Here is a 26,697-nt window from a genome sequence, read left to right on the forward strand (position 1 = left end):
CCATGAAGCCCGAACCGACCGCCGTCCCCTCCGGCGCCCCGCTGGTCGAGATCGAGGGCGTCACCCGCTCCTTCGGGGACGTCACCGCCCTGGACCGCGTCAGCCTGGAGATCCGCCAGGGGGAGTTCTTCGCGCTGCTCGGGCCGAGCGGCTGCGGCAAGACCACCCTGCTGCGGATCCTCGCCGGATTCGACCAGCCGACCTCGGGCGAGGTCCGGCTGGAGGGCCGTGACCTGCTCGCGCTGCCCGCCCACCGCAGGCCCGTCAACCTGATGTTCCAGTCCTACGCCCTGTTCCCGCACATGACCGTGGCGAAGAACATCGCCTACGGGCTGGAGCGCGAGCGGCTGCCGCGCGAGGAGGTCAGGACCAGGGTCGCCGAGGCCCTGGAGACGATCGGGCTGAGCTCGGCGGCCGGGCGCCGCCCCCACCAGCTGTCCGGCGGGCAGCGCCAGCGGGTCGCGCTGGCCCGGGCGATCGTCAAGCGGCCCCGGCTGCTGCTCCTGGACGAGCCGCTGTCGGCTCTGGACAAGAAGGTCAGGGCCGAGATGCAGCTGGAGCTGAAGCGGCTCCAGCACGAGGCCGGGATCACCTTCGTGGTCGTGACCCACGACCAGGAGGAGGCGATGTCGCTGGCCGACCGGATCGCGGTGCTCAACGACGGGCGGGTCGAGCAGGTCGCCTCGCCGACCGCCCTGTACCAGCGGCCCGCGACGGTGTTCGTGGCGGACTTCGTCGGCTCCAACAACCTCTTCAGCGGCACCGTGCGGGGCTCGGGGGTCGAGGTGCCCGGGCTCGGCGTCGTGCCCGCCCCGGCCGCCAGCGCCGAGGGGAGCGCGGTGCGGCTCGCGGTCCGGCCCGAGAACGTGGTGCTCGGCTCGGAGGGGCCGGGCGGGACGGTCGTCGACACCGTCTTCACCGGCGGGACGTCCCGGATCGCGGTCGAGGTGCCGGGGGTGGCGCAGCCCGTCCTGGTCACGGTTCCGGGGCCGGCGTCGGTGGAACCGGGGCTCCCGGTCCGGTTCACCTGGAAGAGCGAGGACGCGGTCCTCATCGAGGAGGGGGACGCGGCGTGAGCGTCACGAAGGTGGTCATTCCCGCCGCGGGGCTGGGGACCCGGTTCCTGCCCGCGACCAAGGCCATGCCGAAGGAGATGCTGCCGGTCGTCGACAAGCCGGCCATCCAGTACGTCGTCGAGGAGGCCGTCGCGGTCGGCCTCACCGACATCCTCATGGTCACCGGGCGGAACAAGCGGTCCCTGGAAGATCATTTCGATCGGGCGTACGAGCTGGAGGACCTGCTGCGGGCCAAGGGCGACGCGTCGCGCCTGTCCAAGGTGCGCTTCTCCACCAACCTCGCCAACGTCCACTACGTCCGTCAGGGCGATCCGCGCGGCCTCGGCCACGCCGTCGCCTGCGCCGAGCGGCACGTCGGGCGGGAGACCTTCGCGGTCATGCTCGGGGACGACCTCATCGACGAGGGCGACCCCCTGCTCGCCCGCATGATCGAGGTGCAGAAGCGGTACGGCGGGTCGGTCCTGGCGCTCATGGAGGTGCCCGCGGACCAGGCCCATCTGTACGGCTGCGCCGCCGTCGAACCGGCCGGGGGACCCGAGGTCGTCCGGGTGACCGACCTGGTCGAGAAGCCCGCGCCGGGTGAGGCGCCGAGCAATCTGGCGATCATCGGACGGTACGTCCTCGCGCCGGAGATCTTCGACGCGCTCCGCACGACCCCGCCGGGCAAGGGAGGGGAGATCCAGCTCACCGACGCGCTCAGGACCGTCGTCACGTCCCCGGGCGCGGGGCCCGTGCACGCCGTGGTCTTCCGCGGCCGCCGCTACGACACCGGCGACCGGCTCGACTACCTCAAGGCCATCGTCCGCCTGGCCGCCGACCATCCCGAGCTGGGCGAGGACTTCACCGCCTGGCTCGACGGCTTCCGCCGCGACGGCTAGGAGGGTCCTGATCCACGCCCCAGGAGCCGGAGGACCCTAGACTTGGGGGATGCCCATCGATCTCTGCCTGCTCGACGGTGTGCGGTGGCAGGGGCGGCCGGTGGTGGGGGAGAGGGCTCAGGCCCTGCTCGCCGTGCTGGTGCTGCACGGCAGGACCGTGAGCACCGAGCGTCTCGTCGCCGAGGTGTGGGGGGAGGACGAACCCGCCAACCCGGCCAAGGCGCTCCAGGTGCTGGTGTCCAGGACCCGGGCCGTCGTCGGTGCCGGGGCGCTGGTCACCGACGGCAACGGCTACCGGCTCGACCTCGTGGGCGACCGCGTCGACGCCGTCGCGCTGCGCACCCTGGCCGGACGGGCGAGGGCCCTGCTGGCCGGGGATCCTGCCGCGGCGGCGAAGGCGGCGGAGCAGGCTCTGGCGGTCGGGGCCGGGACGGCGCGTGCGGAGGGGGAGGGGCCGCTCGCCGAGGTGCGGCGGCGGGCGGAGGCCGATCTCGTGTCCGCAGGGGCGGTACTGGCCAGGGCGCGGAGCCGTGGTGGGGACCACGAGGCCGCCCTGCCCGGCCTCGAGCGGGCCGCCGGGGACCGTCCCGGGGACGAGGCGCTGCTGGCCGATCTCCTGCGCAGCGAGGCCGCGGTGCGCGGCCCCGGCGCCGCGCTGGACCGCTTCGAAGGCCACCGCGTGGAGGTGCGGGAGCGGAGCGGGTCGGATGTCGGGCCGGAGCTGAAGCGGGTCCACGGGGAACTGCTCGCGCTCGACAGCCCCGTGCGCACCGGCGTCCGCTTCGACACCACCCCGCTGCTCGGCCGCGACGACGACCTCCGGCGGGTGCGGGCGCTGCTGGCCACCGCCCGGGTGGTGGCGATCCTCGGCCCCGGCGGGCTCGGCAAGACCCGGCTCGCCCATGTCGTCGCCCGCGAGGCCCCCCAGCCGGTGGTCCACTTCGTGGAGCTGGCCGGTGTGACCGCGGCGGAGGACCTGGTCGACGAGGTCGGGTCGGCGCTGGGCGTCCGCGACTCGGTGGCGGGCCGCCGCACCCTCACCCCCCGGCAGCGCGCCGACGTCCGCTCCCGGATCGCCGCCCAGCTCGACCTCGCGCCGACCCTGCTGGTGCTCGACAACTGTGAGCACCTGGTCGGGGCCGTGGCCGACCTGGTCGCCCATCTGGTCGCGACCACCCGGGAGCTGCGGGTGCTGACCACCACGCGCGCCCCGCTGGCGATCGCCGCCGAGCGCGTCTACCCGCTGCCGCAGCTCGGCACCGGCGACGCCGTGACGCTGTTCCGCGACCGGGCGACGGCGGCCCGGCCCGGCGTCGGGCTGCGCGAGGAGGACGTCCGCGCCGTCGTGGACCGTCTCGACGGCCTGCCTCTCGCGATCGAACTGGCCGCGGCGAAGGTCAGGGTGATGTCCCCGGCCGAGATCGCCCGTCGCCTCGACGACCGGTTCGCCCTGCTGCGCGGCGGCGACCGCAGCGCCCCCTCGCGGCACCGGACGCTCCTCGCGGTGATCGACTGGTCCTGGAGCCTGCTGGGCGAGCGGGAGCGCCGGGCCCTGCGCCGGTTGTCGGCCTTTCCCGACGGCTTCACCTTCGACGCGGCCGAGGAGGTGCTCGGCGAAGGCGCTCTCGGCGACATCGGGGAGCTCGTCGAGCAGTCCCTGCTGACCGTCGTCGAGCGGGCGGACGGCGTCCGGTACCGCATGCTCGAGACGGTGCGCGAGTTCGGGCGGCTGCGCCTGGACGCGGAGGGCGAGACCGCCGAGGCGCGGGCCGCGTTCCGGAGGTGGGCCGTCGGCCAGGCCGACCGGTACGGCTCCCTGCTGTACTCCGCCGAGCAGTTCGAGGCGATGGACCGGCTGCGCGCGGAGGACACCAACCTCGCCGACGTCCTGCGCGAGGTGCTCGCCGAGCCCGACCCGGAGGCCGTGGTGATCCTCTTCGCCGCGCTGGGCGGCTACTGGTCGATCAGCGGCGACCATTCGCGCAGCATCGCCTTCGGCCCTGCCGTCGGCGCGGTCGTGGACGGCTGGACGCCCCCGCCGCATCTGGCCGACCGCGCCCGGATGGCCCTGAGCATCGCCCTGCTCAACTGCATGATCATCTCCTCCTCGGCGGAGATCGAGGCGCTGGCGCGTCCGCTGACGGACCTGGGCACCGACTCCGCGCAGCCGGGCGTCCGGGCCCTCGTGACCGTGCTGCTGGCCATGGTGTGGCGCCCCGAGGACGAGTGCGCGGAGCTGGCGGCGGACCCCGACCCGATGATCCGGGCGATCACGTTGCAGTGGCTCAGCCACGGCCGCGAGAACACCGGCGACCCGGCCGGTGCGATCGAGGCGGCCGAGGCGGCGCTGGAGCTCATCGGGGAGGAGAGCGGCCCCTGGCATCGCGCCATGGTGCACGCCCAGCTCTTCGGCCTGTACGAGCACGTGGGCGACAGCGCGGCGGCGGCCCGCCACGCCGCGGCCGCCCTCGCCGTGCTCGACCGCCTCGACGCGGTCGACGACGCCCTCCAGATCCGCGCGGTCCTCGCCACCGCCGCCCTCGTCGACGGCCGCCGCGACGAGGCCGCGCGGATGATCGACGAGCTGGAGGTCCGGGCGGGCCGGGCCACCCACGCCGAGATCATCTCGGTCGTCGCGGGCCGGGCCCAGCTCGCCCTCATCGACGGCGACATCCCGACCGGGCTGCGGCTGCACCGCGAGGCCGCCCAGGCCCTCGCCAACGTGCGCTTCCCCCGGGCGCCCGAGACGGGCGGCGGCGCGACGGTCCTCCACGGGGACCAGGACGTCGCCACGCCCTGGACGGCCCTCGGCGAGGCCATGGCGCTCGCGGTGTTCGCGCAGTACTCCGAGGGCGACGACGGGGCGGACCTCTTCGCGTCGCTCAAGGTCAGGGCCCGGAACCTGTTCGGTGAGGACCGCTCGTTCCGCGACTACCCGATGGCCGGGATGGCGCTCGCCGGGCTGGGCATCTGGGGCCTTCTGAAGGACGCGATGCCCGCCGAGGACGCGGTGCGCCTGCTCGTCCTCGCCGACCGGTTCGCCTACAACCGGTTCACCCCGTCGCTGCAGTGGCCGGTGCTGTCGGCGCACGCCGAACGGGTCGCGCCGGGGGTCCTGGCCCGGATCGAGGCGGAGTACGGAGAACGGCGCGGCCCCGGCCTGCTGGCCGAGGCGCGTGCCGTGCTCGAGCGGATGGGGTGACCCGCCCTACATCTTGCGGGAGTAGGAGCGGACCGCCAGCGGGGCGAAGAGGGCGACGACGGCCACGCAGCCGACGACCGCCCAGCCGACCTCGGCCGTCACGGCACCGTCGTTGAACAGGTCGCGCACGGCGGAGACGACGTGCGACACCGGGTTGATCTTCACGAAGGTCTGGAGCCACCCCGGCAGGGTCTCGGCCGGGACGAAGGCGTTGGACAGGAACGTCAGAGGGAACATGATCATCATCGAGATGCCCTGGACGCTCTGCGCCGACCGCGCCATCGTGCCCAGCCAGGTGAAGATCCACGCCAGCGACCAGCCGGCCGCGACGGTGAGGGCGATGCCCGCCACGCAGCCGAACACCCCGCCGCCGGGACGGTAGCCGATGACCAGCCCGGTGACGAGCGTCAGCGTGGAGGCGATGAAGTAGCGGATCAGGTCGGCGACCATCGGCCCGGCCAGCGGGGCGATGCGCGCCATCGGCAGCGACTTGAAGCGGTCGAAGACGCCCTTGTCCATGTCCTCCCGCAACTGCACCCCGGTCGCCATGCAGACCGTCAGGGCCGTCTGGGCGAGGATGCCGGGGATCAGCACGGGCAGGTAGTCCGAGACGCTGCCGGAGATCGCGCCGCCGAAGATGAACGCGAACATCGCCGTGAACAGCAGCGGCTGGATGAGGACGTCGAAGAACTGCTCGGGCTTGCGGCGCATCTTCTTCAGCGCCCGCCACGCCATCGCGAAGATCTGGACCCGGGTCTCCTGGAGGGAGCTGCGGGGGGTGGTGCGGGCGGCCACGGCGGCCGCGTCGATCCGCTTGACGGCGGGAGCGGTGGGGGTCGCGACGGTCATCGGGCCGCCTCCTTCAGGGGTTCGTCGTCGGCGCCATGGCCGGTCAGGGTGAGGAAGACCTCGTCGAGCGTCGGCTTGTCGACGCTCACCGAGGCGATGCCGAGGCCCGCCTCCCGCAGGCCGATGAGGATGTCCGCGGCCCGGTTGGGGTCGGGGAGGGGGACGTTGACGCGGCCGGACTCCGGGGTCAGGACCGGCTCCTCGCCCAGCAGCCGCCGGACGACGTTCGCGGCGGCACCGAGATCGGCGCCGTCGGCCAGGCTGAGCTGGAGGGTCGAGTCGCCGACCTGGGTCTTCAGGGCGTCGGGGGTGTCCTCGGCGACCTTGCGGCCCCGGTCGATCACGGCCACCCGGTCGGCGAGCTGGTCGGCCTCGTCGAGGTACTGCGTGGTGAGCAGGATGGTGGAGCCGTCGGTGACGAGCTCGCGGATGGTGTCCCACATCTGGCCCCTGGTCCTCGGGTCGAGGCCCGTCGTGGGCTCGTCCAGGAAGATCAGGGGCGGCCGGGTGATCAGGCTGGAGGCCAGGTCGAGCCGGCGCCGCATGCCCCCGCTGAACTGCGCCAGCGGGCGGTCGGCCGCCTCCTGGAGCCCGAACCGGTCGAGCAGGTCGCCGGCGACGCTCCCGGCCCGGCCGCTGCTCAGGCCCTGGAGGCGGGCGAACAGCCGCAGGTTCTCCAGCGCGGTCAGGTCCTCGTCGACCGAGGCGTACTGGCCGGTCACGCCCACGAGCTGCCGGATGCGGTGCGGCTCCCGCCTGACGTCGACGCCGAAGATCTCCGCCAGGCCGCCGTCGATCGGCAGCAGGGTGGCCAGCATCCTGAGCATGGTGGTCTTGCCCGCTCCGTTGGGGCCGAGCACCCCGAAGATCTCGCCCTGCTCGACGTGCAGGTCGATCCCGTCCACGGCCCGGAAGTCCCCGAAGTCCTTGACCAGACCCTCGGCCCGGACGGCGCTGAGGTCCGTCACGATCCCTCCTCCCCTCGCCGGGACCGTCCCGGCGGATGAGAAGAGCTTCGCCCGGCCCGGCTTCACCATGGCTTCATCCCGGTTTCATGGGGAAACCGGCGGTTTCACCGGGCGGTGATCAGGGCCTTCAGCGGATCCCCTCGCGGCGGAGGCGGGCCGAGAGCCCGGCGGCCTGGTCCAGGAGGACCCCGGCGACGCGCTCGATCTCGCGGTCCGTCGCGGCGGCGGCCGGCATCGAGCAGCTGATCGCGTCCGTGGCGGGGATCCGGTAGGGGACCGCCGCCGACACGCAGCAGATCCCGGCGGTGTTCTCCTCCCGCTCGGTGGCGTAGCCCCGGTCGCGGGCGCGTTCCAGGTCGCGCCGCAGCGCGTCCGGGGCGGTGAGGGTGGCCTCGGTGAGCGCGGCGAGATCGCCGGGCAGGACGGCCCCGAGCTCGTCGGCCGTCAGCTCGGCCAGAAGGATCTTGCCGAGGGCGGTCGCGTGGGCGGGAAGCTGGCGGCCGATCCGGGACGTCGCCCGCGCGGGCCTGAGCACCTCGCGGGTGGCGAGGTAGATCACCCGGGCGCCGTCGAGCCGCGCGTAGTGGGCGGTGTAACCGACCTTGTCGCGCACCGCCTCGAGGGTCTGCCCCGCGAACGGCAGCGCCGGATCCCGGTCGAGATAGGCGGTGCCGCACAGCAGGGCGTTCGCGCCGACGCCGACGCACAGGCCGTCGGGGGTGGGCTCGACCCAGCCCATCGCCGTCAGCGTGCGCACGAGCTGGTGCAGGGAGGAGCGGGGATATCCGGTGCGCCGGTGGAGCTCGACCACCGACATCGGCTCGCGGTGGGCGCCGAGCAGCTCCATGATCTCCAGCGCGCGCTGCGCCGACTTGACGAGGCCCGGCTCGCCGGCTCCCTCGGACGGCATGATCCGTTCCCTCCCGGTGGTGACGGCGGCTCCGTCCAGGGGCCGCACGGCCTCAGCGTAGGGCCCGGCCGAGGACGATCCGCCGGGTGACCGCGACGGCGCGGGCCAGATGGGGCTCGGTGCGGTCGGTCCGGTGGGCCAGGGCCAGGCCGATCTCGGGTTCGGGCGCGTCCAGGGGACGGTAGGCGACGCCCTCCAGCGCCAGGGCCGTGACCGGCTCGGGGACCACGGCCACGCCCAGGCCGCCGGCCACCAGGGTGACCAGGGTGGAGGTCTCTCCGACCTCGTGGCGGACCCGGGGCTCGACGGCGGCGTCGCGGAACAGCCGCAGGACGATGCCGTACATCACCGACCGGCGGTCCGCCGAGTGCACGATCAGGGGGGCCTCCCGCAGGTCGGCGACGCCGATCCGGGGCAGCGCGGCCAGCGGATGGTCGGCGGGGACGGCCACGACGAGCCGGTCCCGGCGCAGCGGCAGGACCGTCAGCGAGGGGTCGGCGACCGGCGGCCGGAGCAGCGCCAGGTCGATCTCGCCGGAGCGCAGCGCCGCCACCTGGCCGGGCACCAGCATCTCGCCGCGGAAGGAGAAGTCGACCCCGGGCAGCTCCAGCGACAGGCCGCGCGAGAGCGCCGGCAGCAGGCTGTAGGTCGCGGAGCCCACACAGCCGATCGACAGCCGGCCGACCGCCCCGGCGGCGACCCGGCGGGCCTCGTGGGAGGCCTCGTCGACCTCGCCGAGGATCCGGCGCGCCCTGGCCAGGTAGGCGCGGCCGGCGTCGGTGAGATCGACCCGGCGGGTCGTGCGGCGCAACAGCTCGACGCCCAGTTCGGCCTCCAGCCTGCGGACGGCCTGCGACAGGGGCGGCTGGGCCATGTGGAGGCGCTCGGCGGCCCGGCCGAAATGAAGTTCCTCGGCGACGGCCACGAAGTACCGCAGATGACGAAGATCCATGTCGGCGGAGGATCCATATCGGCAGGGTCTCAATGGGGTCGGATATTGATACTTCACTGTATCAAGACGGCTCACTAGCCTCGGAATCATGAGCTCCTATCTCTACTCCGCCGTCCGGACCCCGTTCGGCCGGTTCAACGGCGCCCTGGCGGCCGTGCGGCCGGACGACCTCGCGGCCGGGGTCATCACCGCGCTCCTGGACCGGGTGCCGGGCCTGGACCCGGCCGCCGTCGGCGAGGTCGTCTGGGGCAACGCCAACGGCGCGGGGGAGGAGAACCGCAACGTCGCCCGCATGGCGGCGCTCCTGGCCGGGCTGCCCACCAGCGTTCCGGGCACGACCGTCAACCGGCTGTGCGGCTCCAGCCTGGAGGCGGCGATGGCCGGCTCCCGCCTGATCGAGACGGGCGACGCCGACGTGGTCCTGGCCGGCGGCGTCGAGTCGATGACCCGGGCCCCGTGGGTGCTGCCCAAGCCCGCCAAGGGCTTCCCGCCCGGCGACCTCGCCGCGGTCTCGACGACCCTCGGCTGGCGGCTGGTGAACCCGCGGATGCCGCGCGAGTGGACGGTCTCCCTCGGCGAGGCCAACGAGAGCCTGGGGGAGAAGTACTCCGTCGGCCGGGACCGCCAGGACGCCTTCGCCCTGCGCTCCCACCGGCTGGCGGCCGCGGCCTGGGACGAGGGCTTCTACGACGGCCTGGTCGTCCCCACCGGGGGGCTGGCCCGCGACGAGGGCGTCCGGGCGGACTCCTCGATCGAGAAGCTGGCCGGGCTCAAGCCGAGCTTCCGCGCCGAGGGGACGATCACGGCGGGCAACGCCTCCCCGCTGAGCGACGGCGCCGCCGCCCTGCTGCTCGGTTCCGAGGCCGCCGCCGGCCGGATCGGGGCGGAGCCCCTCGCCCGCGTCGCCGGGCGCGGCACGTTCGCCCTCGACCCGCAGGATTTCGGCTACGCCCCGGTCGAGGCCGCCAACAGGGCCCTGGCCAGGGCCGGGATCGGCTGGGACCGGGTCGGCGCGGTCGAGCTCAACGAGGCCTTCGCGGTCCAGTCGCTGGTCTGCGTCGACGCCTGGGGCATCGACCCGGAGATCGTCAACACCCGGGGCGGCGCGATCGCGCTCGGCCATCCGCTGGGGGCCAGCGGCGCCCGGATCCTCGGCACCCTCGCCAAGGTGCTGCGTGAGCGCGGCGAACGCTGGGGCGTCGCCGCGATCTGCATCGGCGTCGGGCAGGGACTGGCCGTCGTCCTGGAGAACACCGGGGTGGGGGCATGAGCCGCACGAGCTTCCTGGAGACCGTCGAGGAGGCGGTCGGCGGCATCGAGGACGGCAGCACCGTCCTGGTCGGCGGGTTCGGGCTGGCCGGGATGCCGTTCGACCTGGTCGACGGGCTGATCCGGCAGGGCGCGAAGGACCTGACGATCGTGTCCAACAACGCCGGCAACGGAGAGGTCGGGCTGGCCGCCCTGCTCAGGGCCGGACGCGTCCGGAAGGTGATCTGCTCCTTCCCCCGGCAGAGCGACTCCCACGTCTTCGACGGGCTCTACCGGGCCGGGCGGATCGAGCTCGAGCTCGTGCCCCAGGGCAACCTCGCCGAGCGGATGCGCGCCGCGGGCGCGGGCATCGGGGCCTTCTACTGCCCGACCGCCGCGGGAACCCCGCTGGCCGAGGGCAGGGAGACCCGGATCATCGACGGGCGCCTCCACCTCCTCGAATACCCGATCAAGGGTGATGTCGCCCTGATCAGCGCCCACCGCGCCGACACGATGGGCAACCTCGTCTACCGCAGGACCGCCCGGAACTTCGGGCCCGTCATGGCGACCGCGGCCGCCACCACGATCGTGCAGGTGAGCGGGATCGTCCCCGCCGGGAGCCTCGATCCCGAGGCCGTCGTGACCCCCGGCATCTACGTCGACCGCGTCGTCGCCGTCGAGCAGCGGCACTACACCGTCGAAGGAGCACGCTGACATGGCCCTCACCCCCGACGAGCTCGCCGCCGTCGTCGCCCGCGACATCCCCGCCGGCTCCTACGTCAACCTCGGCATCGGACGGCCCACCAAGGTCGCCGACCATCTCCCGGCCGGATCGGGCATCGTGCTGCACACCGAGAACGGCATGCTCAACATGGGCCCCGCAGCGACGGGCGCGCAGATCGACCCCGACCTCACCAACGCGGGCAAGGTCCCCGTGACCGAGCTTCCGGGGGCGTCCTACTTCCACCACGCGGACTCCTTCGCGATGATGCGCGGCGGCCACCTCGACGTGTGCGTCATGGGCGCGTTCCAGGTGTCGGCGGCCGGTGACCTCGCCAACTGGCACACCGGCGCCGCCGACGCGATCCCGGCCGTCGGCGGGGCCATGGACCTCGCGATCGGCGCCAAGCAGGTCTTCGTGATGATGACGCTCTTCGACAGGGAGGGCCGCTCCAAGCTGGTGCCGTCCTGTACCTACCCGCTGACCGGCCGGGGCTGTGTCAGCCGTGTCTACACCGACGTCGCCGTCATCGACGTCGGCCCGTCCGGGGCCGTGGTCCGCGAGACCTTCGGGATCACCCTCGACGCCCTGAGCGCCCGTCTGCCGGTTCCCCTGCGCGCCGCCGCGTCTTCCTGAAGCGTAACCTGTAGGTTACGCTTCAGGAATGGACGAGGTGGTGCAGGCGATCGCCGATCCCGTGCGGAGGGAGATCCTCGTGCTGCTGCGCGGGGGGAGCCTTCCGGCGGGGGCGATCGCGGAGAGGTTCGCGATCAGCCGTCCCGCCGTGAGCCGTCATCTCCGGGTCCTGCGGACGGGTGGGCTGGTGAGCGACGAGCTCGTCGGGCGGCGCAGGGTCTACTCGCTGCGGACCGAGGGGCTGGGGGAGCTGACCGGCTGGCTGGCGGAGCTGACCCGCCCGGCGGGATGGGCGCACCACCTCGACGCGCTGGACACCGAGGTGCGGCGGACCACCCGCGAACGGCGCGGGGAGCGGTCGCCGGACCGAGCTGAAGCGGTACGAGCTGAAGCGGAACGAGCAGAACAGGAGAGGACGGCATGAATCCGACCGGAAGGCTGATCGTCACCGAACGAGGGCGGGACCTGATCCTGACCCGTGCCTACAAGGCGCCGATCGAGGACGTCTGGGACAGCGTCACCGAGCCCGAGCGCACGGCCCGCTGGTTCGGGCCCTGGGAGGGGGAGGCGGCCCCGGGCGCCGTCATCCGGGTGCGGATGCTGTTCGAGGACGGCGAGCCCTGGGTCGACATGCGCATCGACGCCTGCGAGCGGCCGCACCGGCTGGCTCTGTCGATGACCGGTGAGGCCGGCGAGGGCGACGGCGGCCTGGAACTCCTGCTGACCGAGGACGGCGGCGTCACCGAACTCCGCTTCGTCCACCATCTCGCGCCCGGCGCGCCCGTCGGGGAGATGGGAGCGGGCTGGGAGTACTACCTCGACCTCCTCACCGCGGCCCGTGAGGGCACCCCGCAGCGGCCCTTCACCGACTACTACCCGGCCATGAAGCCCTTCTACGAGGCGCTAGCCGCTCAGTGAGATGGCGATCATGATGGTGAGGGCGAGGGCGCTGTGGCAGCACAGGGCGATCAGCCCGGTGTAGAGGGCTTCCGGCGGCATTCCCGTCCAGGGGTTGTCGGCGGTCGTCGCGCAGCCGATCGCCAGGACCGCGCCCAGGGCGCAGGCCCACAGTGCGACGCGCTGGCGCCTGCACCACAGAAGGGGAGCGTCCGCGACCCGGAAACTCCGGACGGCCGACCACACCAGCATGATCGCCGCCGCTTCGCCGATCGAGACCGCCAGGGGGAAGACCAGCAGGGACACCAGGGTGTCCTCGCGGAGCGTCTCGCCCTCGAGGAACTGCTGGAGATCGTCCGGGGGCCTCAGCAGGGCCACGGCGCACGCCGCCGAGACGAGCACGCCCCAGACGCCGGCCACCGTCGCGACGGCCCGGCGCCCGGCCCTCCCGCTCACCGCGAAGCCGCTCCTCCCCACCCCTCTATGATCCTTCGAACATCCCTGGATCGGTGCAACAAGGGCGCCCGGCCAGGGAAAGAACGGGTCATGTAAGCGGGAGGATCCTTGGCCGGGGCCCGCCCGTCCGCCTGGTTTGGACCCCGGTCCGCGGGAAGGGGCCGGATATGCCGAAAGCCTGGAGTGAGAAGCGAGAACGCCAGTACGAGCACATCAAGGACTCCGAGAAGAAGCAGGGAGCCTCGGCCGAGCGGGCCAAGGAGATCGCCGCGCGCACCGTGAACAAGGAACGCGCGCGGCACGGCGAGGCCGAGACCTCCAGCCGATCCTCGACGGAGGACATCTCCTCCGGACGCAGGGGAGGACTGCGGTCGGGCACGGACCGTCCCAAGGGGCGCACCAGGGAGCAGCTCTACAACGAGGCCAAGCACCGCGGCATCAAGGGCCGCTCCTCCATGACCAAGGCCCAGCTGGAGAAGGCCCTGAGCCGCTGACCGGCGCCTGCGTGCCGCGGCCCCGCTCCTCGAGGAGAGGGACGGGGCCGCGGCAGGGGCCGGTCAGCCGGTGGGGTCCTGCGGGACCTCGCCGCGCCAGGCGCCCGAGGGCTCCGGACGGCCCTCGATGTACTCCTTGAACCGCTTCAGGTCGCCCTTGACCCGGCTCTCCACCAGGTGGAGCTTGTCGCCGACCTGCTCGGCGACGCCGTCGGGGGCGAACTCCATCTGGAGCATGACCCGGGTGGTCGAGGGGTCGATCCGGTGGAAGGTGACGACACCGGCCTGGCGCGCCCCTCCGGTCGAGTGCCAGGCGATGCGCTCGTCGGGGAGCTGCTCGCTGATCTCGGCGTCGAACTCGCGGTGGACCCCGGCGATGCTGGTCTTCCAGTGCGTCCGGGTCGGCGTCACCTGCTCGATCCGGTCGACGCCCTCCATGAACCGCGGAAACTCCTCGAACTGCGTCCACTGGTCGTAGGCGGTTCTGACCGGGACGGCCACGTCGATCGACTGCTCGATCGTGCTCATGCTTCCTCCTCGGTGGGTGTGTTCCGCTTCGCTGACCCCACGGCGCATGCCCGGGGTCAGGGCACCGAAACAGCGAAACCACACGAAATCCACACAAGCGGCACACCAACTCTCCGTGGGCGTCTCCTACGCTCTGGGGTGTGACGAAGCAGAGGATCCTCGTGGTGGAGGACGAGCCGACAATCGCGGGGGCGGTCGTCGCGCGGCTCGAGGCCGAGGGGTTCGAGGTCGCGCTCGCGGCGGACGGGCCGTCGGCGGTCGAGCGGGACGCGGCCTTCGGGCCCGACATGATCGTCCTGGACGTCATGCTGCCGGGGTTCGACGGCCTCGAGGTGTGCCGCAGGGTCCAGGCCAGGCGCCCGGTCCCGGTCCTCATGCTGACCGCCCGCGACGACGAGACCGACCTGCTCGTCGGGCTCGGGGTGGGCGCCGACGACTACGTGACCAAGCCCTTCAGCATGCGCGAGCTCGTCGCCAGGGTCCGCGCCCTGCTGCGCAGGTCGGCGCAGACCGCGAGCGCCGAGAGCCTCGGCCCGCTCGCCATCGACCGCGCCGCCCGCCGGGTCCGGGTGGACGGCGCCGAGGTCCACCTCACCCCGATCGAGTTCGACCTGCTGGACTGCCTGGCCCGCACCCCCGGGACGGTCCTGACCAGGGCCGTCCTCCTGGCCGAGGTCTGGGACTGGGCCGACGCGGCGGGTGAGCGGGTCGTCGACACCCACGTCAAGGCGTTGCGCCGCAAGCTCGGGGCCGGGCTCATCCGGACCGTCCACGGCGTCGGCTACGCCCTGGAGCCGTCATGAAGCGGCCGCGCCCGCTGGATCCCCTGCGCTCCATCAAGGTCAAGATCGGGATCGTCACCGTGGTCACCGCGGCGACCTCCGCGATGATCGTCAAATGGGGGTACTACTTCGGCTTCCGGGCCAGGATCACGCTGCCGTTCGCGGTGCTGGGCTCGCTGATGGTCACCCAGCTCGTCGCGCACGGGATGACCGCGCCGCTGCGCGAGATGACCGCCGCCGCCCGCGCCATGGCCAGGGGCCGGTACGACCAGCGGGTGCGGGTCACCTCCCGGGACGAGGTCGGCGAGCTCGGCCGGGCGTTCAACACCATGGCCGCCGATCTCGCCGAGGTCGAGCGGCAGCGCCGCGAGTTCGTCGCCAACGTCTCCCATGAGCTCCGGACACCGATCACCGCGCTCCAGGCCGTCCTGGAGAACGTCGCCGACGGCGTCACCCCGGCGACGCCCGAGGTCGTCGAGGGAGCCCTCCAGCAGACCGAACGGCTGGGCCGCCTCGTCAAGCAGCTCCTCGACCTGTCCAAGGTCGACGCCGGGGTGGCCAAGCTCGACCTGGCGGTGTTCGACCTGCGCTCGCTCGCCGAGGAGACGATCGCGGAGGCCGCCGCCAACCACCGGGCCGAGTACCTGCTCGAGACCCTCCCCGGGCTCACCTGCAACGCCGACCGCGACCGGCTGCACCAGGTCATGGCCAACCTCCTCGACAACGCGGGACGGCACTCCCCGGCCGGCGGCGTCGTCACGGTGACGGCCGGCCTCGACCAGGACGGCGCCGTGCGGATCGAGGTGACCGACGACGGCCCCGGCATCCCGGCCGAGGAACGGCCCCGGGTGTTCGAGCGCTTCGTGCGCGGCGGGACCTCCGGCGGCGGCACCGGCCTCGGGCTGGCGATCGCCCGCTGGGTCGTCGACCTGCACGGCGGGCGCATCGCGGTGGTCGACTCCGACCACGGCTGCCGCATCCGCGTCACCCTGCCCTGACTCCTCTCCCACCGTCCAGCAGCACCTCTGGCACTACCCCCATGCCGAAAACAGGAGGCTTCGATGTCCGAGAACCATCCCCCGCAGACCGTCTGGGTCGTGGAACCCCCCGCCGTCCCGGAGCCGGAGGGCGAGGGAGCCTCGGTCCACGTCCTGGCCGGGGCGCTCGTCGCCGCGCTGACCGGCGCCGCGGTCCTCGCCTACGAGCGGGTCGGGGCGAACCTCCTCATCACGGCGCTCGCGGTCCTCGGCGCCCTCGCCCCCCTGCGGAAGCGGCGGATGGACCGCACCTCGCTGCTGTTCGGGACGCTGGCCGTGGCGCTGCTGGGCATCGCCGCCCTCCGCGACGCCGGCTGGATCGTGGCCCTGTCCGTCTGCCTGGCGCTGCCGCTGCTCTCCTACGCGACGATCGGCGGAAAGGGCTGGCTCGACCTGGCCGGCGGCGGCCTCGCGCCCCTCGCCTCGATCTTCCGGATGGTGCCCTGGCTCGAACGGGGAGTGCGCGCGCAGGCGAGCGCCGGCCGTGGCAGGGCCGGGACGGCCCTGCGCAGCGGCCTCGCCGCCCTCCTCCTCCTGGTCGTCTTCGGAGCCCTGCTGGCCAGCGCGGACGCCGCCTTCGACAGCGTCATCGCCGCCGTGCTGCCCGACCTCACGCTCCCCTCGGTGATCATCAGATGCTTCCTGTTCCTGACGATCGGGCTGCTCACGCTGGCCCTGGCCCACCAGTGCGCCGAGCCGCCGAGCCTGGACGGCCTCATCACCCGGCCCGAACCCGCCGGCCGTCTGCCGTGGGCGTTTCCGCTGGCCGCGCTGAACCTGCTGTTCGTGGTCTTCGCCGCCGTCCAGGCGACCGTCCTGTTCGCCGGGGACAAGGACGCGCTGCTGCGCTCCACCGGCCTGAGCTACTCCCAGTACGCCCGGCAGGGCTTCTTCCAGCTCGTGGCCGTCACCGTCCTGGTCCTGGCCGTCGTCGCGATCGCCTACCGCTTCGCGCCGCTGGCCGAGAAGAGGGACCGGGTGCTGGTGCGGGTCCTGCTGGGCCTGCTCTGCGCGCTGACCCTGGTGATCGTCGCGGTGGCGCTGCGCCGGATGTCCCTGTACGAGGAGGCGTCGGGCTGGACCCGGCTGCGGCTGTGGGTGCACTCCTTCGAGCTCTGGCTCGGGCTGGTGTTCGTCCTGATCGGAGTCGCCGGGGTCCGGCTCCGCGGCGCCTGGCTGCCGCGGACCGTCGCGGCCACCGGGGCCGCCGGGCTGCTCGTGCTGGGCCTGATCAACCCGGACGCCTTCATCGCCGGACGGAACGTCGACCGCGTCCTGGACGGCCGCCACCTGGACACCGGATATCTGAGAGAGCTGTCGGCCGACGCCGTCCCGGCGCTCGACCGGCTCCCCGAACCCCGCCGCTCATGCCTGCTGGGCCACTACGCCGAGGCACTGGGCGACGGTGACGCCTGGCCCGAGGCGAACCTGTCCAGGTCCGCCGCCCGCGACCTGATCCGCCGTCATCCGCTCGTCCCCGGGACCTGTCCGCGGTGAACCACCGGACCGGAACGCCCCGCGGTCAGCCCGAGGGGTGGCCCGGCTCCAGATCCTCGACGCCGTGGAAGCCGAGCGGGTCCGCGGCGGAGTCGCCCTCGACCTGGACGGGCTCCAGGAGGAAGCCGACATGGTCGCCGAGGTCGAACCGGTCGAGGATCCGGCCCGCGAGACGCCGCGAGGCGCCGGTCAGCAGGGGCACGCCGGCCGGGCCCGGCCGCCAGGCGCACCGGGCGAACTTGTCGATCTCGTCGCCCGTCCTGGTGCCGAACAGCTCCGCCGGCTCGCGCTGGTCCGGGTCGTCGCGGTCCAGGACGTGCACGGCGAGATGCCGGGCGCCACGGGCGACCTCGAAGGTGTGGTTGCTCCGGGACAGGCAGACCAGGTAGCGGAACGGGTCGATGCTCGCCTGGGTGGAGAAGCCGACGAGGCAGCCGGCCCGGTGGCCCGTCCCCGGGTCCACGGTGGTCACCACGAGCACCGGGTAGTCGAAGCCGTCGACGAAATCATCGGCGGAGTCGTCGGCGGAGGCGGGTGAGCTCATCTCGCCGGACTACCCGCCAGATCACCGGCGAACCGCCCGCCGCGACCGGCGGGCAGAGGTTCCCCGGGCGAGGGGGAGGGGAGAGGGCATGTCCGAAGACGGGCAGCGGCCTGCCGGCATCCCGTCCACGCGGACGAGGTCAACGCCTACCTGCGCGAGGCGGCGGACGGCGACTTCACGGCCAAGGACTTCCGGACCTGGCACGGCACCGTGCCGGCCGCCATCGGGCCGGCCGTCTCCAGGGAGGCCGATCACACGAGCTCCACCGCGGCGAAGGACGCGGTCGGCCGGGTCGTCAGGGAACTCGCCCACCACCTCGGGAACACCCCCGCGGTGGCCCGCGCCTTCTACATCGACCCGAGGATCATCGAGCTGTACGAGCGGGACCGCACCATCGACCGGGCCCTGCCCGCCGGCCGGGCGGTTCAGGCGGTGTCGGTGAGCGTCTCGCCGACCGCGAGGCGCTGCTGGAGCCGGGGGAGGAGCGAGATGATCTCCGCCTCCGCCAAAGAGGGCTCGGCGGTCTCCGGCTCGGGGCCGGCGACGGCGGGCAGGGCGCTTTCGATCTTCTCCAGAGCCAGCATGCCGAGCAGGATGCCGAACGGGAAGAGGCCGATCAGGAGGGTGATCATGACGGGTGCCTTTCGTTTCGGTCCTGGCCGCATACCCGGGGCTCCCAGCGCAAACTCCCGGGGGCGCGGAAATTCGGCCACCCGTTTCGGGCCCGGTCAGCCGGGGGACTCGAAGGCGCGGAGCATGAGCTCGGCGAACCGGCGGGAGGCGGCGGCGCGAGCCGGCGGAGAGGCGGCGTGGAGGCCCCTGTTGGCCATGAGCATGAGGATCAGGTCGTCCAGGACGAAGTCGGGGCGCAGGCGGCCGGCGTCCTTGGCGCGCTCGGCCAGGGCGGCCATCGCGGTCAGGGCACGCCGTCTTCCCTCGGCGAAGTCGATCGCGCCGGGATAGGCGGCCATGAAGGCGTCGGTGAAGCCGCGGTCTCGGGCGTGCAGCGCGCAGAGCCGTTCGACCACGAGGCGGAAGCCGTTCCACGGATCCGGGTCGGCCACGCCCTCATCGACGATGGCGTGGCAGGCCTGCATCTGGTCGGCGAAGGCCTCGGTGACCAGGGCCTGCTTGGTCGGGAAGCGGCGGTAGAGGGTCGCGGGCCCGACCCCGGCGCGCCGGGCGACCTCCCGCATCGGCACGTCCAGGCCCTCGGCGGCGAACAGGGTCCTGGCGGCGTCGAGGATGCGCTCGAGGTTGTCCCGGGCGTCGGAGCGCAGGGTGTGAGGCAAGCGGCCGGTCATCGCTCTCACTTTAGCCAAACGGACGGGGGTGTCCGTTAACGTCCGGAGGAATCGGCCGGAGGGGTCCGGCAGGGTGATATCCGGCCAGGTCAGAGGAGGAGAAGAACATGAAGGCGGTCGTGATCCGGACGTTCGGGGAGCCTGCGGGGCTGGAGATCGTCGATCTTCCCGATCCCGTTCCCGGCGCGGGGAGGGTGATGATCGCCACGGAGGCGATCGGGGTCGGCGGCGTCGACACGCTGCTCCGGAGCGGCGCCCTGGCCGCCTACGGCTTCACCGAGGGCCATGTCCCCGGCGGCGAGGTGGCGGGCACCGTGACCGCGGTCGGCGACGGGGTCGACGTGAGCTGGATCGGACGGCGCGTCTGGGCGTTCACCGGGGTGGGCGGCGGCTACGCCGAGCGGGCGGCCGCCCCGGTCGAGGAGCTCGTCCCGCTGCCCGGCGAACTGACCGCCGCCGACGCGGTGACCCTGGGCGGCTCCGGAGCGGTCGCCCACTTCGGCCTGGCCCACGCCCGGTTCGCGCCCGGCGAGTCGGTCCTGGTGCGCGGGGCCTCCGGCGGCATCGGGATCATGACCGTCCAGCTCGCGGCCCGTGCCGGGGCCGCGGCGGTGGCCGTCACGACCTCCTCGCCCGGCCGCGGCGCGCGCCTGCGCGCCCTCGGCGCGACCCACGTCCTGGACCGTTCGGGGGAGGGGGACGGGACGGCCCCCGGCGCCTACGACGTGATCATCGATGTGGTGGCGGGCCCGGACCTGCCCTCCTTCTTCCCGAGGCTCGCCCCGAACGGCCGTCTCGTCGCGGTCGGCGCGAGGGGCGGGCAGCCTCCGGCGGACTTCGGCACCCACCTCATGGCGGCGTTCCAGAAGTCGATGTCCTTCGCCACCTTCAGCTCCGCGACCGTCCCCTCACCCGCCCGCGGCGCCGTCCGCGCCGCCCACTTCGCCGCCGCGGTCCAGGGCGGCCTCCGGTCCGTGATCCACGCCGTCCTCCCCCTGGACCGGGCCAGGGAGGCGCACCGCCTGCTGGACTCCGGCGAGGTCTTCGGCCGTCTCGTCCTCATCCCCTGAGCAGGCCCCTGAGCAGGACCCCTGAACCGGCCCCGGTACGGGCCCCGTGGACCAGGCCCTAGGATCGGGCAGTGTTGATCGTCGTTGTGGTGTCGCTGATCCTGGTCCTCGTCGTCGGGCTGCACTGGTACCTGTGGGCGCGGCTGGTGCGGGACACGACCGCCGCCGGGGGGTGGGCGCGGCGGGCCGGGACGGCCGCCGTCGTGCTGATGCCGCTGCTCACGGTGGCGGGGGTGGCGGCCGGGCGGGCCGGGGCCCCGATGGCGGTGACACGGGCGCTGGAGTGGCCGGGATACCTCTGGATGGCCGTCGCGCTGTACCTGTTCCTCGCGCTGCTGGCGTCCGAGCTTGTGCGGCCCTGGTTGATGCGCCGTGGGCGGAGGACGTCCGGGGAGGCACCGGCGGAACCCGCACCGGCGGAACCCGCAGTGGAGGGGGCCGCACGGGAGGAGGCCGCGCCGGAGGTGTCGCGGCGGCTGGTGGTCGCTCGGGGGATCGCGCTGACGGCCGGGGTCGTCGCGGCGGGGACCGTCGGATACGGGGCCTACCAGGCGTGGCGGCCGCCGCGGGTGCTGCGGGTCACGGTGCCGCTCGCCAAGCTTCCGCGCGCGGGGCACGGGTTCCGGATCGCGGTCGTCAGCGACATCCACCTGAGCTCACTGGCGGGGCGGGAGCACTGCAAGCGGATCGTGGACGTGGTCAACTCGACCCAGGCCGACCTGATCGCGATCGTCGGCGACCTGGTCGACGGGGACGTTCCGGACCTGGCGTCGGCCGCCGCGCCGCTGGCCGGGCTGCGGGCGCGGCAGGGGAAGTACTTCGTGACCGGCAACCACGAGTACTTCTCCGGAGCGCGGCAGTGGATCGACCACGTGCGGGAGCTGGGCATCACCCCGCTGGTGAACGAGCGGGTGGCGCTCGGCGCGTTCGATCTGGCGGGCGTCAACGACCTGCGCGGTGAGGCGTCGGGCGAGGGCCCGGACTTCGGAAGGGCGCTCGGCGGCCGCGACGCCGGCCGGGCGGTCGTCCTGATGGCCCATCAGCCGGTCGTCGTGCACGACGCGGTCGAGCACGGCGTCGACCTGCAGCTCTCCGGGCACACCCACGGCGGGCAGCTGTGGCCGGGACCCTACGTGGCCGAGCTGGCGAACCCGACCGTCGCCGGGCTCGAGCGGTACGGCGACACCCAGCTGTACGTCACCCGCGGCGCCGGGGCGTGGGGGCCGCCCGTCCGGGTGGGCGCCCCCTCCGACGTCACGGTCATCGAACTCGCCTCCCTCCAGGCCTGACCCGCGGGAGATCCGCGGCGCGTCAGGCGAGCAGCGCGTCGACCGCCTGGGCGACGCGGCGGGCGCGGGTCTCCGCCTGCCTGGCCGACTCGACGGCGACGATGTGGCGTTTCCTGGCGCTGGGGGACAGGCGGGCGAAGGCCTCGGCCGCGCCGGGAGCGGCGTCCAGGGCCGCGGCGAGGTCGGCGGGGACGGGAAGATCGCGGGGGGCGGTGTCGAGTTCGAGCACCACCTCGAGGCTGTCGCCCGCCGCGACGCCCGCGAGCCTGCGGTGCTCGGCGCTGACGGGCAGCAGGGTCCTGCCGCCCATGACGCCGAGCGTGCTGCGGTAGGTGTGGGCGCCGAGCGTGACCGTCACCGGGGGGCGCCGCCCCGAGCCGAGCGCCTCGACGATCTCGTCGGGCACCTCGATGCCGGTGGCGGTCCTGCCGTGGGTCTCCAGGACGGCGTGGAACTTCAGGGCGGTCATCGCGGTCTTCCCTCCGTTGCTGTGCGCTGTACCTCCAGGGTCCCGTCCACCGCTTCAGAATCCCTTCAGAACCCCTTCAGGACCGGTGTCACGCCCGCTACTTCGTGGTGCGGGGCGTGATGAAGGTGCGGGTGCGGTCCCGGCCGGTGCTCCACACGACGGAGTTGTCCATGGTGCCGACCCGGGCCGTCCTGACGGTGAAGGTGATCACGACCGAGCGGTGCGCGGCCAGGGAGCCCGCCCAGGTGAGGCGGCCTCGGGAGAAGCGGGCTCTGCCATCCGTCGAGCGGAAGCCGCCGAGGACCGTTCCGTGGCGCAGGACGCCGGAGAGGTCGTCGACGAAGGAGGTCCTGGTGAGCGGGCCCGGGCCGAGGTTGGTGGCCCGCAGCGCGTAGTAGACCTTGCGGCCGACGCGGACGGCCGTCCGGTCGACCCGCTTGTCGACGACGAGCCTGCCGGGAGCGGGCCTCGGGATCGGCGCGGGCGGACTCGGCTGGCCGGTCGCAGGAGTCGGGCCGGGCGGGGCGGTGACCTGGGTGATGGTCACCGTGGGGGTGGGGGTCTCGGTGGCGATCACGGGCACGCAGTCCAGGGTGGTGGCGAACGGGAAGCTGTGGATCTCGCCGCCGTCACCGGCGTCTGAGCCGTGCACGAGGCCGCCGACGATGACGTTGCCCTCGATGTTCGAGGAGTTCAGGTCGGTGAGCCGCGCCCGCGGGGCGAAGATCGTGCCCTCGATCGTGCCGCCCTGCCCCGCGGGCAGCGTGATCTGGGTGGCGGTCGGGAAGTCGAACAGGATGAAGGACGCGTCGGATCCGCCGATGCCGGCGAAGTTCGGGGCCGCCCAGGTGAAGGAGTCACCGACGTCGGAGGTGTCGACGACGACCAGGAGCGGGGCGGTGGCCGTCGGCCTGTTCCCGAAGGTGAGGATGGAGATGTTCGCGAGGTCGGACGCCCTGAGGTGCAGGACGTTCGTGCGGCCCGCGGCGAGGGTGATCCTGGCGTTGGTGCCGGCGGGGATGCCGGTGGGCGCCAGGGCGGCCCCGTCGCCGTCGCGCAGGTTCACGTTCGAGACGCAGCTCGTCAGCTCGTCGGCGCGCTCGCGGTAGGCGTCGAACAGCGCGGCCGGATCGAACGGCAGCCCGGGGCCGACCGAGGACGTGTCCTGCCTTGTGGTCAGCTCGACACGGGGAGCCGAATCGTAGGCGCCACCACCGTTGACCTGGGTGTTCACGAGAGCGCCGTTGCCGTCGACGCTGAGGACCCGGCTCGCCGCCAGGTCACCGATCTTCACGAACCCCTGGGACAGGACCTGGAGCGAGCCGCCGGAGGCGCTCGCCGGCCAGTTCACCCTTCCCCCGATGACCAGCGCGGTCGGGTTCGTGTCGCCGGGGGCGGTGAAGGAGCCCGCCCCGCCGCCGGCGACCCGGTACCGGCCCGTGAGCGTCAGGTCGCCGCCGATCGCCATCGTGCCGTCGTTCTCGTTCCCCGAGACCTCGGCGTCGCCCGCCACGACCACGGTGAACCCGTTGCCGCCCGCGACGGGGTTGCTCGCCGCCCGCACATGGGCGTTCGCGGCGAGGGCGGTGGCGAGGCCCGCGGCGGCGACCAGGGCGGAAACGGCGGCGAGCGCGGGCTTCGAGGACTTCACCATGACCACATGATCGGCCGTCCGCTCCCGTGCGGCGAGCGACGGCGCTGGTGCCCCGGTCAAAGGTCTTTCCATGAGGGGCGACGGCCCGGAGGCCGAGATGACTACTCCATGTAACGGTAAAGAGACATGAGGTGACGTGGCGGGGGCGGTAGTTCTTGAGGGACGTCTAGGGGAGGGGATCCGTGCTGAGGACCGTTGCTGTTCCCGAGACCGGGCGGCGGAAGGAGGCCGGGGGGCGGCGGTGGTGGATCCTCGGCGTGATCGGGATGGCGCAGCTCGTCGTCGTCCTGGACGCGACGGTGGTCAACATCGCGCTTCCGTCGGCCCAGCGGGCCCTCGGGTTCGACGACGGCGACCGGGCGTGGATCGTCACCGCCTACGCGCTGGCCTTCGGCAGCCTGCTGCTGCCCGGCGGGCGGATCACCGACATGATCGGGCGCCGGGCGGCGTTCATGGCGGGGCTCGCCGGGTTCGCGGTCGCGTCCGCGCTGGGCGGGGCCGCCACGGGATTCCCGCTGCTCGTCGTCGCGCGGGCGCTTCAGGGCTGCTTCGGCGCGCTGCTCGCCCCGGCGGCGCTCGCCCTGCTCACGACCACGTTCGCCGAGGGCAAAGACCGGGCCAGGGCCTTCGGGGTGTTCGGCGCGCTCGCGGGATCGGGCAGCGCCGTCGGCCTCCTGCTCGGCGGGGCGCTGACGGAGTACCTCGGCTGGCGCTGGACCCTCTACATCAACCTCGTCTTCATCGCCGCGGCCCTGCTGGGCGCGGCCCTGCTGCTGCCGCGCACCCCGGGCGACCGGACGGTCAAGCTGGACCTCCCGGGAACCGCGCTGATCACCGGCGGGCTGTTCACGCTCGTGTACGGGCTGACCAACGCCGAGCAGAAGGGCTGGTCGGCGACCGAGACCCGGGTGCTGCTCGGCGCGGGGATCGTGCTTCCGCTGGTCTTCTTCCTCTGGCAGGCGGCCTGCAGGCGGCCGCTGCTGCCGCCGCGGGTGCTGGCCGACCGGAACCGGGCGGCGTCCTACCTGTCCGTCGCGATCGTGGGCGCCGCGCTCTTCTCGGTCTTCCTGTTCCTGACCTACTACCTCCAGCTCAACCTGCGGTACTCACCGATCCGGACGGGCCTGGCGTTCCTGCCGATGGTCGCCGCGCTGATGGCCGCGTCCGGGCTGGCGACGGGCGTGCTGGTCCCCAGGCTCGGGCCGAGGGCCGTGGTCCCGGGTGCCATGGCGCTGAGCTCGGCCGGAATGTACTGGCTCACCCAGCTCGATCCGTCGAGGGGCTACGCCGAGGGGGTGCTGCCCGCGCTGGTCGTGATCGGCCTCGGCTGCGGCGGGATCATGGCCCCGGCGATGAACCTGGCGACCTACGGGGTCGGCCCGCGCGACGCGGGCGTCGCCGCGGCCCTGGTCAACACCAGCATGCAGGTCGGCGGCTCCATCGGGACCGCCCTGTTCAACACCCTCGCCGCCACCGCCGCGGCGGACTACCTGACCGCGCACGAGGGCCCGGCCGCCCGGGAGGGCGCCACCCTCCACGCCTACGGCACCGTCTACGCGTGGGCGGCGCTCCTGTTCGCGGGCGGCTGCGTGCTCATCGCCCTGTTCTACCCGCCCAGGAGGCGGGCCGCCGAGCCGGAGCCGCCGCCGTGGACGCTCGATCCCTGGAGCGGCCTCCTCATCACCGAGGACGCCTACCTGGCGCTGCCGCGGAACGTGGCCCGCACCGTCGAGGTCGTCGACGGCAGGGTGGTCTACGCCGAGCGCACTCCCGCCGCCCACCAGCGGGTCTCCTGGAACCTGACCGTCGCCCTGCGGCTGGCCCGTCCCGGCGACTCCCGCGTCGACATCGTGCAGAGCCCCGACATGCGGTTCTCCTCGGTCTTCGCGCCCCCGGCCGGCGAGACCGGGCAGCGCTTCACCGTCCGCCGCCCCGACGTCGCCGTGCTCCGGGGCGTCCGGATGGAACGCCCCGTCGGCTCGCGGGACGTTCTCGCCGCCATCGAGATCTCGGGGCCGCACTCGCTCACCGATTTCGCGCACAAACGCGCCGAGTACGCCTTCGAGGGCATCCCCGTCTATCTGATCGTGGTCATGGACGGTGAGCGCGTCCACTCGGTCGAGGAGTACCGCCTCGACTGGTCCGGCCGCGGCTACCAGATCGCCGCCGTCCACCGCGAACGCCTCGCGGCCGACCTCGGCGGAGGGCTCGAGCTCGATCTGCCGTTCACCGAGCTCGAGCTCCTCCGTACTTAGAACCCCGCGCCGGGGGCGAGGGTCTTGAGGGTGTGCGCGGCGGCCGGGTCGGCGTCGGTGCAGGCGGGGACGATCACCAGATCGTCGACGCCCGCGGCCTCGTAGGCGCGCAGCCGGGCGAGGACGGCGTCGCGGTCGCCGAAGGCGGTGACGGCGAAGACGAGCTCGTCCGGGATCGCGGCCAGCAGCTCGCGCGGATGGGGACGGCTCCTGGCGAACTCGACGACCTGGGCGAAGCCCGCCCGCTCGAACATGTCCGAGTAGCCGGGCGCGGCCAGGTAACCGACGACGCCGCGGCGGATCTGGTCGACGGCGGCGGCGTCCGGATCGACACAGGTGGGAATCCACGCGGCCACCCGCGGCCGCTCCCGTCCGATCCGGTTCGCGGCCTCGCCCAGGGCCTCCGCGAGCTCGCCCGCCGTCGTGGGATCGACGAGGTTCACCACCATCCGGGCCGCGTGACGGGCGGCCGTCGCGATGGCGCGGGGGCCGAACGCCGCGATGGTCAGATCGGCGCCGGGGGCGGCCAGCCGGAGCCGGTAGCCCCGCGAGCCGACCTGACGGCCGGTGAAGCCCGACTTCCCGCCGGCGAGGATCGGGGCGACGGCCTCGGCGGCCTCCTCCAGGGCGGCGCCGGGCGCGGAGCGCGCCCGGCCGTGCCACTCCTCGACGACGACCGTGCTGGACGTGCCCAGCGCCACCTGGACGGGACGCCCGGTCAGCGCCGCCACCGACGCCGCCCCCATCGCGATCATCATGGGGTCGCGCACCTGGACGGCGAAGGGCCCCAGCACCAGCGAGGAGGTGCGCATGGCCGCCCCGGCCGCCGTCGCGAGAGCGAAGGCGTCATAGGTGGCCATCTCACCGATCCACACGGCCGGGTAGCCCAGCTCGTCGGCGATCCGCGCGGTGTCCAGGACCTCCGCGGCGGGCCTGTCCTGCCAGAGTCCGAGGGAGACCTCGATGTTCATCCCGGCCCTC

27 protein-coding genes and 1 pseudogene are annotated in these 26,697 nt (G+C 73.5%); 16 read left to right on the plus strand and 12 right to left on the minus strand.

The annotated features are described in order from the left end of the window. Positions 1–2 precede the first annotated feature (2 nt). Genes ABD785_RS12070 through ABD785_RS12080 form a run of 3 tightly spaced genes read left to right on the plus strand, consistent with a single transcriptional unit; the run spans position 3 to position 5,156 of the window. Positions 3–1,076 (plus strand): ABC transporter ATP-binding protein, encoded by a 1,074-nt coding sequence (locus ABD785_RS12070; protein WP_344826288.1) that lies wholly within the window; start codon positions 3–5, stop codon positions 1,074–1,076. After that, positions 1,073–1,954, plus strand: coding sequence for a UTP--glucose-1-phosphate uridylyltransferase GalU (gene galU, locus ABD785_RS12075; protein ID WP_344826290.1), 882 nt, complete (start codon positions 1,073–1,075; stop codon positions 1,952–1,954). The genes ABD785_RS12070 and galU overlap by 4 nt, the downstream gene beginning before the upstream one ends. A 49-nt stretch (positions 1,955–2,003) precedes the next feature. Continuing rightward, the gene (locus ABD785_RS12080) at positions 2,004–5,156 is read left to right on the plus strand and encodes an AfsR/SARP family transcriptional regulator (RefSeq protein WP_344826292.1); all 3,153 of its coding nucleotides are present in this window, start codon (positions 2,004–2,006) and stop codon (positions 5,154–5,156) included. 6 nt (positions 5,157–5,162) lie between these two features. Here the strand turns inward: ABD785_RS12080 and ABD785_RS12085 are convergent, their stop codons facing one another. The 4 genes from ABD785_RS12085 to ABD785_RS12100 form a co-directional block, all read right to left on the minus strand. Next, positions 5,163–6,005, minus strand: a complete 843-nt coding sequence (locus tag ABD785_RS12085; RefSeq protein ID WP_344826295.1) for an ABC transporter permease — start codon at positions 6,003–6,005, stop codon at positions 5,163–5,165. After that, positions 6,002–6,973: an ATP-binding cassette domain-containing protein gene (locus ABD785_RS12090; protein WP_344826298.1), complete on the minus strand. Its 972-nt coding sequence runs from the start codon at positions 6,971–6,973 to the stop codon at positions 6,002–6,004. Before ABD785_RS12090 ends, ABD785_RS12085 begins: the two co-directional genes overlap by 4 nt. A gap of 127 nt (positions 6,974–7,100) precedes the next feature. After that, positions 7,101–7,931: an IclR family transcriptional regulator gene (locus ABD785_RS12095; RefSeq protein ID WP_344826301.1), complete on the minus strand. Its 831-nt coding sequence runs from the start codon at positions 7,929–7,931 to the stop codon at positions 7,101–7,103. Between the two features lie 4 nt (positions 7,932–7,935). Continuing rightward, positions 7,936–8,835 carry a LysR substrate-binding domain-containing protein gene (locus tag ABD785_RS12100; RefSeq protein ID WP_344826303.1) on the minus strand — a complete coding sequence of 300 codons (900 nt, stop codon included), beginning with the start codon at positions 8,833–8,835 and terminating at the stop codon, positions 7,936–7,938. A gap of 88 nt (positions 8,836–8,923) precedes the next feature. Here ABD785_RS12100 and ABD785_RS12105 point away from each other — a divergent pair, with 88 nt between their 5' ends. The 5 genes from ABD785_RS12105 to ABD785_RS12125 are packed head-to-tail and all read left to right on the plus strand — an operon-like array spanning position 8,924 to position 12,358. After that, positions 8,924–10,105 carry a thiolase family protein gene (locus ABD785_RS12105; RefSeq protein ID WP_425547759.1) on the plus strand — a complete coding sequence of 394 codons (1,182 nt, stop codon included), beginning with the start codon at positions 8,924–8,926 and terminating at the stop codon, positions 10,103–10,105. Then, a complete protein-coding gene (locus ABD785_RS12110) occupies positions 10,102–10,797 on the plus strand; it encodes a 3-oxoacid CoA-transferase subunit A (RefSeq protein WP_344826306.1) in 696 nt (231 codons plus the stop codon). The genes ABD785_RS12105 and ABD785_RS12110 overlap by 4 nt, the downstream gene beginning before the upstream one ends. Position 10,798: 1 nt before the next feature. After that, positions 10,799–11,440 (plus strand): 3-oxoacid CoA-transferase subunit B, encoded by a 642-nt coding sequence (locus ABD785_RS12115; protein ID WP_344826308.1) that lies wholly within the window; start codon positions 10,799–10,801, stop codon positions 11,438–11,440. A gap of 28 nt (positions 11,441–11,468) precedes the next feature. Then, entirely contained in the window at positions 11,469–11,864 is a 396-nt protein-coding gene (locus ABD785_RS12120) for a metalloregulator ArsR/SmtB family transcription factor (protein ID WP_344826310.1), read from the plus strand. Next, a complete protein-coding gene (locus ABD785_RS12125; RefSeq protein ID WP_344826312.1) occupies positions 11,861–12,358 on the plus strand; it encodes an SRPBCC family protein in 498 nt (165 codons plus the stop codon). Before ABD785_RS12120 ends, ABD785_RS12125 begins: the two co-directional genes overlap by 4 nt. On the opposite strand, the gene ABD785_RS12130 is transcribed toward ABD785_RS12125, so the two are convergent. Beyond that, positions 12,344–12,793 carry a hypothetical protein gene (locus ABD785_RS12130; RefSeq protein ID WP_344826314.1) on the minus strand — a complete coding sequence of 150 codons (450 nt, stop codon included), beginning with the start codon at positions 12,791–12,793 and terminating at the stop codon, positions 12,344–12,346. The genes ABD785_RS12125 and ABD785_RS12130 overlap by 15 nt on opposite strands. 167 nt (positions 12,794–12,960) lie before the next feature. Between ABD785_RS12130 and ABD785_RS12135 the strand changes: the two genes are divergently transcribed. After that, positions 12,961–13,287 carry a plasmid stabilization protein gene (locus ABD785_RS12135; protein ID WP_344826316.1) on the plus strand — a complete coding sequence of 109 codons (327 nt, stop codon included), beginning with the start codon at positions 12,961–12,963 and terminating at the stop codon, positions 13,285–13,287. Between the two features lie 63 nt (positions 13,288–13,350). On the opposite strand, the gene ABD785_RS12140 is transcribed toward ABD785_RS12135, so the two are convergent. Beyond that, a complete protein-coding gene (locus tag ABD785_RS12140; RefSeq protein ID WP_344826318.1) occupies positions 13,351–13,815 on the minus strand; it encodes an SRPBCC family protein in 465 nt (154 codons plus the stop codon). Positions 13,816–13,955: 140 nt separating this feature from the next. On the opposite strand from ABD785_RS12140, the gene ABD785_RS12145 reads away from it, so the two are divergent. From ABD785_RS12145 to ABD785_RS12155, 3 genes are all read left to right on the plus strand, one after another. Further along, on the plus strand, positions 13,956–14,618 hold the full coding sequence (locus tag ABD785_RS12145) for a response regulator transcription factor (RefSeq protein WP_344826320.1): 663 nt from the start codon (positions 13,956–13,958) through the stop codon (positions 14,616–14,618). Then, complete coding sequence (locus ABD785_RS12150; protein ID WP_344826323.1) at positions 14,615–15,595, plus strand: sensor histidine kinase; 981 nt, start codon at positions 14,615–14,617, stop codon at positions 15,593–15,595. The genes ABD785_RS12145 and ABD785_RS12150 overlap by 4 nt, the downstream gene beginning before the upstream one ends. Positions 15,596–15,658: 63 nt before the next feature. Further along, positions 15,659–17,131 carry a DUF4153 domain-containing protein gene (locus tag ABD785_RS12155; protein ID WP_344826325.1) on the plus strand — a complete coding sequence of 491 codons (1,473 nt, stop codon included), beginning with the start codon at positions 15,659–15,661 and terminating at the stop codon, positions 17,129–17,131. 25 nt (positions 17,132–17,156) lie between these two features. On the opposite strand, the gene ABD785_RS12160 is transcribed toward ABD785_RS12155, so the two are convergent. Then, entirely contained in the window at positions 17,157–17,675 is a 519-nt protein-coding gene (locus ABD785_RS12160) for a flavin reductase family protein (RefSeq protein WP_344826328.1), read from the minus strand. A 135-nt stretch (positions 17,676–17,810) separates the two neighbouring features. Between ABD785_RS12160 and ABD785_RS12165 the strand changes: the two are divergent. After that, a pseudogene (locus ABD785_RS12165) lies at positions 17,811–18,008 on the plus strand (DNA topoisomerase IB); the annotation flags it as partial. Positions 18,009–18,100: 92 nt separating this feature from the next. Here the strand turns inward: ABD785_RS12165 and ABD785_RS12170 are convergent. Both ABD785_RS12170 and ABD785_RS12175 read right to left on the minus strand, forming a co-directional pair. Next, positions 18,101–18,307, minus strand: coding sequence for a hypothetical protein (locus ABD785_RS12170; protein WP_344826331.1), 207 nt, complete (start codon positions 18,305–18,307; stop codon positions 18,101–18,103). Positions 18,308–18,403: 96 nt separating this feature from the next. After that, complete coding sequence (locus ABD785_RS12175) at positions 18,404–18,979, minus strand: TetR/AcrR family transcriptional regulator (protein ID WP_344826334.1); 576 nt, start codon at positions 18,977–18,979, stop codon at positions 18,404–18,406. 107 nt (positions 18,980–19,086) lie between these two features. Between ABD785_RS12175 and ABD785_RS12180 the strand changes: the two genes are divergently transcribed. Next, entirely contained in the window at positions 19,087–20,049 is a 963-nt protein-coding gene (locus tag ABD785_RS12180; protein ID WP_344826337.1) for a zinc-binding dehydrogenase, read from the plus strand. Positions 20,050–20,120: 71 nt separating this feature from the next. Then, positions 20,121–21,338, plus strand: a complete 1,218-nt coding sequence (locus ABD785_RS12185; RefSeq protein WP_344826340.1) for a metallophosphoesterase — start codon at positions 20,121–20,123, stop codon at positions 21,336–21,338. A gap of 22 nt (positions 21,339–21,360) precedes the next feature. Here the strand turns inward: ABD785_RS12185 and ABD785_RS12190 are convergent, their stop codons facing one another. Further along, complete coding sequence (locus ABD785_RS12190) at positions 21,361–21,807, minus strand: YdeI/OmpD-associated family protein (protein WP_344826343.1); 447 nt, start codon at positions 21,805–21,807, stop codon at positions 21,361–21,363. 97 nt (positions 21,808–21,904) lie between these two features. Beyond that, positions 21,905–23,521, minus strand: coding sequence for a collagen-binding domain-containing protein (locus ABD785_RS12195; protein WP_344826346.1), 1,617 nt, complete (start codon positions 23,519–23,521; stop codon positions 21,905–21,907). A gap of 122 nt (positions 23,522–23,643) precedes the next feature. Between ABD785_RS12195 and ABD785_RS12200 the strand changes: the two genes are divergently transcribed. Further along, positions 23,644–25,716 (plus strand): MFS transporter, encoded by a 2,073-nt coding sequence (locus tag ABD785_RS12200; protein WP_344826349.1) that lies wholly within the window; start codon positions 23,644–23,646, stop codon positions 25,714–25,716. On the opposite strand, the gene ABD785_RS12205 is transcribed toward ABD785_RS12200, so the two are convergent. After that, the gene (locus ABD785_RS12205) at positions 25,713–26,687 is read right to left on the minus strand and encodes an LLM class F420-dependent oxidoreductase (protein WP_344826351.1); all 975 of its coding nucleotides are present in this window, start codon (positions 26,685–26,687) and stop codon (positions 25,713–25,715) included. The two genes, ABD785_RS12200 and ABD785_RS12205, sit on opposite strands and share 4 nt — an antisense overlap. Positions 26,688–26,697 lie beyond the last annotated feature (10 nt).

It is taken from the genome of Actinocorallia longicatena (assembly GCF_039534125.1).
Taxonomy (GTDB): domain Bacteria; phylum Actinomycetota; class Actinomycetes; order Streptosporangiales; family Streptosporangiaceae; genus Actinocorallia; species Actinocorallia longicatena.

Excerpts from the sequence above, each read along its gene's own strand:
- ABD785_RS12205 (WP_344826351.1), bottom strand. The coding sequence starts at position 26,687 with ATGAACATCGAGGTCTCCCTCGGACTCTGGCAGGACAGGCCCGCCGCG.
- ABD785_RS12100 (WP_344826303.1), bottom strand. The coding sequence starts at position 8,835 with ATGGATCTTCGTCATCTGCGGTACTTCGTGGCCGTCGCCGAGGAACTT.
- ABD785_RS12135 (WP_344826316.1), top strand. The coding sequence starts at position 12,961 with ATGCCGAAAGCCTGGAGTGAGAAGCGAGAACGCCAGTACGAGCACATC.
- ABD785_RS12160 (WP_344826328.1), bottom strand. The coding sequence starts at position 17,675 with ATGAGCTCACCCGCCTCCGCCGACGACTCCGCCGATGATTTCGTCGAC.
- ABD785_RS12175 (WP_344826334.1), bottom strand. The coding sequence starts at position 18,979 with ATGACCGGCCGCTTGCCTCACACCCTGCGCTCCGACGCCCGGGACAAC.
- ABD785_RS12105 (WP_425547759.1), top strand. The coding sequence starts at position 8,924 with ATGAGCTCCTATCTCTACTCCGCCGTCCGGACCCCGTTCGGCCGGTTC.
- ABD785_RS12125 (WP_344826312.1), top strand. The coding sequence starts at position 11,861 with ATGAATCCGACCGGAAGGCTGATCGTCACCGAACGAGGGCGGGACCTG.
- ABD785_RS12080 (WP_344826292.1), top strand. The coding sequence starts at position 2,004 with ATGCCCATCGATCTCTGCCTGCTCGACGGTGTGCGGTGGCAGGGGCGG.
- ABD785_RS12120 (WP_344826310.1), top strand. The coding sequence starts at position 11,469 with ATGGACGAGGTGGTGCAGGCGATCGCCGATCCCGTGCGGAGGGAGATC.
- ABD785_RS12110 (WP_344826306.1), top strand. The coding sequence starts at position 10,102 with ATGAGCCGCACGAGCTTCCTGGAGACCGTCGAGGAGGCGGTCGGCGGC.
- ABD785_RS12115 (WP_344826308.1), top strand. The coding sequence starts at position 10,799 with ATGGCCCTCACCCCCGACGAGCTCGCCGCCGTCGTCGCCCGCGACATC.
- ABD785_RS12070 (WP_344826288.1), top strand. The coding sequence starts at position 3 with ATGAAGCCCGAACCGACCGCCGTCCCCTCCGGCGCCCCGCTGGTCGAG.
- ABD785_RS12180 (WP_344826337.1), top strand. The coding sequence starts at position 19,087 with ATGAAGGCGGTCGTGATCCGGACGTTCGGGGAGCCTGCGGGGCTGGAG.
- ABD785_RS12190 (WP_344826343.1), bottom strand. The coding sequence starts at position 21,807 with ATGACCGCCCTGAAGTTCCACGCCGTCCTGGAGACCCACGGCAGGACC.
- ABD785_RS12170 (WP_344826331.1), bottom strand. The coding sequence starts at position 18,307 with ATGATCACCCTCCTGATCGGCCTCTTCCCGTTCGGCATCCTGCTCGGC.
- ABD785_RS12085 (WP_344826295.1), bottom strand. The coding sequence starts at position 6,005 with ATGACCGTCGCGACCCCCACCGCTCCCGCCGTCAAGCGGATCGACGCG.
- ABD785_RS12155 (WP_344826325.1), top strand. The coding sequence starts at position 15,659 with ATGTCCGAGAACCATCCCCCGCAGACCGTCTGGGTCGTGGAACCCCCC.
- ABD785_RS12140 (WP_344826318.1), bottom strand. The coding sequence starts at position 13,815 with ATGAGCACGATCGAGCAGTCGATCGACGTGGCCGTCCCGGTCAGAACC.
- ABD785_RS12150 (WP_344826323.1), top strand. The coding sequence starts at position 14,615 with ATGAAGCGGCCGCGCCCGCTGGATCCCCTGCGCTCCATCAAGGTCAAG.